At 74.2% G+C, this 4,753-nt stretch carries 6 protein-coding genes; 4 read left to right on the forward strand and 2 right to left on the reverse strand.

Annotated features, from left to right (window positions below):
- Window positions 1-142: 142 nt before the first annotated feature.
- Complete coding sequence (locus ABZS51_RS42265; RefSeq protein ID WP_355453862.1) at window positions 143-559, reverse strand: zinc ribbon domain-containing protein; 417 nt, start codon at window positions 557-559, stop codon at window positions 143-145.
- 4 nt (window positions 560-563) lie between these two features.
- Complete coding sequence (locus tag ABZS51_RS42270; RefSeq protein ID WP_355453865.1) at window positions 564-1,733, reverse strand: acetyl-CoA acetyltransferase; 1,170 nt, start codon at window positions 1,731-1,733, stop codon at window positions 564-566.
- Between the two features lie 241 nt (window positions 1,734-1,974).
- Between ABZS51_RS42270 and ABZS51_RS42275 the strand changes: the two genes are divergently transcribed.
- The 4 genes from ABZS51_RS42275 to ABZS51_RS42290 all read left to right on the forward strand — a co-directional run.
- The gene (locus tag ABZS51_RS42275; protein WP_310716570.1) at window positions 1,975-2,496 is read left to right on the forward strand and encodes a flavin reductase family protein; all 522 of its coding nucleotides are present in this window, start codon (window positions 1,975-1,977) and stop codon (window positions 2,494-2,496) included.
- Window positions 2,483-3,610, forward strand: a complete 1,128-nt coding sequence (locus ABZS51_RS42280; protein WP_355453868.1) for an acyl-CoA dehydrogenase family protein — start codon at window positions 2,483-2,485, stop codon at window positions 3,608-3,610. The genes ABZS51_RS42275 and ABZS51_RS42280 overlap by 14 nt, the downstream gene beginning before the upstream one ends.
- A gap of 11 nt (window positions 3,611-3,621) precedes the next feature.
- Entirely contained in the window at window positions 3,622-4,395 is a 774-nt protein-coding gene (locus tag ABZS51_RS42285; RefSeq protein ID WP_355453871.1) for an SDR family oxidoreductase, read from the forward strand.
- A 38-nt stretch (window positions 4,396-4,433) separates the two neighbouring features.
- Window positions 4,434-4,753 (forward strand): helix-turn-helix transcriptional regulator (locus ABZS51_RS42290; protein ID WP_355453874.1); only part of this gene is annotated, 320 nt, incomplete at its 3' end.

The raw sequence follows: 4,753 nt of genomic DNA on the forward strand, positions 1-4,753 counted from the left end.
GCGCGCCGCGGTCCTCGACCTGGGCGGCCACGGCCTCATCGAGATCACCGGCCCCGACGCGGTCGCCTTCGCCCAGCGCCTCCTGGCCCGCGACGCCCGCCAGGACGCGCGTTCCGCATGTCACCCGTCTTTTCGGTGACGCTCACTCCCCGGCGGGCTCCCAGTCGACGAGCGTGAGTTCCCCTGCCGTGAACACGCCCCTGACCCGCTCGCCGCCCACGGGCTCCCGCGACGCCCGCCACCCGCCGTGCAGCAGGCAGTCGGGCACCGCCGCCGGCCGCACCATCACCACCACGTAGGGCCCCCCGTCCCCCGTGCCTGCCCCGCCGAACGCCTGATGGCTGACGATCCAGCTCTCCACGGTTCCCTCCGGGGCGACCGCCTCCCAGCGCCACCGCTCGGCGCGGCAGGCCGGGCAGAACGCCCTGGCGGGGAAGCGCGCCGTGCCGCACGCCTCGCACCGCTGCACCGCGAACTCCCCCCGCCCCGTCCGCTCCCACCACGGGGCCGAGTCGCGGTCCGTCGCCATCTGGAACACCGGACGCCCGCCACCGGCCATGCGATCAGTCCTTCCTGAGGATCAAGGCGGAGGTCGCCGGCAGGATGTAGCCGGGCTGGGCCGTGGACAGGGCCACCTCCGCGCCCGGCACCTGGCGGTCCCCCGCGTCGCCGCGCAGCTGGGAGACGGCCTCGGCGATGTGGTTCATGCCGTGGACGTAGCCCTCCGACAGGAAGCCGCCGTGGGTGTTGACCGGCAGCGTCCCGTCCAGGGCCGTGGCGCCCGAGGCGACGTACGGGCCGCCCTCCCCCTTGGGGCAGAACCCGTAGTCCTCCAGCTGGACGAGCACGGAGTAGGTGAAGCAGTCGTAGATCTCGGCCACGTCGACGTCCTCCGGCCCGAGGCCGGCCTGGCCGTACAGGCGGGGGGCGAGGGCGGCGGCGGCCGTGGTGGTGGGGTCGGCGCGCCCGCCCGACAGGTGGCTCTCCCCGCCGCCCCAGGCGGCGGCCGAGACGAGCACCGGCGGCCGGCGCAGGTCGCGCGCCCGCTCGGCGGTGGTGACGACCAGCGCGCAGGCGCCGTCGGTCTCCAGGCAGCAGTCGAGCAGCCGGAACGGCTCGGCGATCCACCGGCTGGCCAGGTAGTCGTCGAGCGTGATCGGGGTGCGCATGAGGGCGCGGGGGTTCTTGACGGCGTTGGCGCGCTGGGTGACCGCCAGCCGGCCGAAGTGCTCCGCCGTGGTGCCGTACCTGAGCATGTGCGCGCGGGCGTACATCGCGTACTGCTGCGGCGGCGCGAAGAAGCCGTACGGCGCCTGGTACTGCATCTCGGGGCCGGGCGGCAGCCCGCGGCCGGTGCCGCCCATGCGGAACTCCGAGCGGGCGTTGATGGCGCGGTAGCAGACGACGGTCTCGGCCATGCCCGCGGCCACGGCGAGCGCGGCCTGGGCGACGACGGCGTGGGAGACGCTGCCGCCGCCGAACTGGTCGAGGTGCCAGCTCAGGTCGCGGATGCCGAGCGCGGGCCCGACGAGGGTGGGGGCCGCGGAGTCGCCGACGCGGTGGGTGGCCAGGCCGTCGACGTCGTCCGCGGTGAGCCCGGCGTCGTCCAGGGCGGCCAGGACGGCGCGGCAGGCCAGGGTCAGGGTGCTGACGCCCGAGTCCTTGCCGAACGGCGTGTAGCCCACGCCCGCGACGGCCGCACGGTCCCGGAAGGCGAGCAAGCGCTTGGGCATCAACCCACGCTAGGCCGCGCGCTCCGGACGTGTCAACGTGACAGGGTGGACGGTCGCCGGCGCACCGCTTGACACGCTTTCCGCCCCGCGCCTACCGTCCAAGCAAGCGCTTGGTGAGATACACTCGACTGGGCGGACAAAGGAGGTCCACATGAGCACACACGCTGCCCGGCTGGTCACGCCGGACGGTTGTGCCGGCCGTCCCACGCCCTACCAGCGCAGGACCCTCCACGGAGCCGCCATGCCGAACGGCCCTACCCCCCAGAGCGCGAACGGCCACCTCGACGCCTTACGGTTCCGGCAGGTGCTGGGGCGCTTCGCCACCGGCGTGGTGGCGATCACCGCGCTCGACCCGGCGACCGGCACGCCGTGCGGCCTGGCGGCCAACTCGTTCACCTCGGTGTCGCTCGACCCCCCGCTGGTGGCGTTCTGCGTCGCGCACACCAGCACGAGCTGGCCGCGCGTACGCGGGGCCGAGATGCTCACCGTGAACGTGCTGGCCGAGCACCAGCAGCCGGTGTGCGTCCAGATGGCGGCCAAGGGCGGCGACAAGTTCGCGGGGCTGAAGTGGACCGGCTCGCCCGGCGGCAACCCCGTGCTGGACGGGGCGCTGGCCTGGATCGACTGCGCGGTCGAGGCCGAGCACCCCGCCGGCGACCACATGATCGTGGTCGCGCGGGTGCTCCAGCTCGACGTCCACGCGGAGGGCGGGCCGCTGGTGTTCTTCCGCGGCGGCTACGGGGGCTTCGTTGAGCCTGCGTGAGGAGGCGCGGGCCTGGCTGGAGGACCACCTCACCGGCGAGTTCGCCGGCGCGCGCGGGCTGGGCGGACCCGGCCGCGAGCACGAGGGCCACGAGATCCGGCTGGCCTGGGAGCGCCACCTCGGCAAGGCGGGCTGGACCTGCCTGGCCTGGCCGGCACGGTACGGCGGGCGCGACGCCTCCCTGGCCGACCAGGTCGCCTTCCACGAGGAGTACGCCCGCGCCGACGCCCCCGCCCGCGTGGGCCACATCGGCGAGGGGCTGCTCGGCCCGACCATCCTCCAGCTCGGCACGGACGAGCAGAAGGCCCGGTTCCTCCCTCCCATCCAGCGCGGCGAGGAGCTGTGGTGCCAGGGCTACTCCGAGCCGGACGCGGGCTCCGACCTGGCCGGGGTGCGGACCCGGGCGCGCCTGGAGAGCGGCCGGTGGGTGGTGACCGGGCAGAAGGTGTGGACGTCGCTGGCGCACGTGGCCGACTGGTGCTTCGTGCTCTGCCGCACGGAGCCGGGCTCGGAACGCCACCGAGGGCTGTCGTACCTGCTGGTGCCGATGCGTCAGCCCGGCGTCGAGGTGCGGCCGATCATGCAGATGACCGGCACGTCGGAGTTCAACGAGGTGTTCTTCGACGGCGCCACCACCGACGCCGCCAACGTCGTCGGCTCCCCCGGGGACGGCTGGCGGGTGGCGATGGCCACGCTGGCCCACGAGCGGGGCGCGTCCACGCTGGGGCAGCAGATCGGGTTCCGGCGGGAGCTGGCCAAGGTGATCGAGACGGCCCGGCGCACCGGGGCGGCGGAGGACCCGGTGCTGCGAGACCGGCTGGTCAGGGCCTGGCTGGAGCTGCGGATCATGCGGCTGAACGCGCTGCGCACGATGCGGCCCGACCCGGGGCCGGAGGCGTCCATCGGCAAGCTCTACTGGTCGGAGTGGCACCGCAGGCTCGGTGAGCTGGCCCAGGCCGTCCAGGGCAGGGCGGGGCTCGTCGCCCGCGACGGCGAGCTGGACGACCTGCAACGGCTCTACCTGTTCAGCCGGGCGGACACCATCTACGCCGGGTCCAGCGAGATCCAGCGCAACATCATCGCCGAACGGACGCTGGGCCTGCCCCGGCAGTGAGGGGCACCACGATGGCACCGGCGTACCCGCGCGGACACGGTCTGCTCGACGGCAAGGTCACGCTCGTCACCGCAGCGGCGGGGGCCGGCATCGGCTACGCGACCGCGCGGCGCTGCGCGGAGGAGGGCGCCATCGTCGTCCTGTCCGACCGGCACGAGCGGCGCCTGGGCGAGGCCGCCGAGGCGCTGGTGGAGCTGACCGGTGTCAAGCCGCTGGCCGTGCCGTGCGACGTGACGTCGGAGGACCAGGTGGGGGCGCTGTTCGAGGCGGTGGCGCAGCGGCACGGGCGGCTGGACGTGCTCGTCAACAACGCCGGGCTCGGCGGCACGGCCGAGCTGGCCGCGATGACGGACGAGCAGTGGCACGCGGTCATCGACGTCACCCTGCACGGCACCATGCGCTGCACCAGGGCCGCCCTGCGCCGGATGGTCCCGCAGGGGTCCGGGACGATCGTGAACAACGCCTCGGTCGTCGGCTGGCGGGCCCAGCGCGGCCAGGCGCACTACGCGGCGGCCAAGGCCGGGGTCATGGCACTGACCCGGTGCGTCGCGATGGAGGTCGCCGAGCACGGCGTCCGGGTGAACGCGGTGGCGCCGTCGCTGGCCGTCCACCCGTTCCTGGCGAAGGTGACGAGCGAGGAGGTGCTGGCGGAGCTGGCGGCGCGGGAGGCGTTCGGACGCTCGGCCGAGCCGTGGGAGGTGGCCAACGTCATCGTCTTCCTGGCCAGCGACTACGCCACGTACATGACGGGCGAGGTCGTCTCCGTCTCCTCCCAGCACCCCTGAGGCGCCTTATATCTTGTGCGACAAGATATAGTGGAGACGTGAACATAACGGAGCCCATGTTCCTCGCGCTCACCGCGCTGGTGGACGAGCCCCGGCATGGCTACGGGATCGTCCAGGAGGTCGACCGGCTGTCGGAGGGAAGGGTCCAGCTCAAGATCGGCTCGCTGTACGGGGTGCTCGACCGGCTCGCCGCCGACGGGCTGGTGGAGCTCGACCGCGAGGAGGTCCAGCGGGGGCGGCTGCGCCGCTACTACCGGCTGACGGACGACGGCGCCCGGACCCTCGCCGACGAGGCCGCCCGGCTGGCGGCCAACGCCGAGGCCGCCACGGCCAGGCTGCGCGCCCGCGCGACGGCCGG

The sequence above is a fragment of the Nonomuraea sp. NPDC005501 genome (assembly GCF_040605905.1).
Taxonomy (GTDB): Bacteria; Actinomycetota; Actinomycetes; order Streptosporangiales; family Streptosporangiaceae; genus Nonomuraea.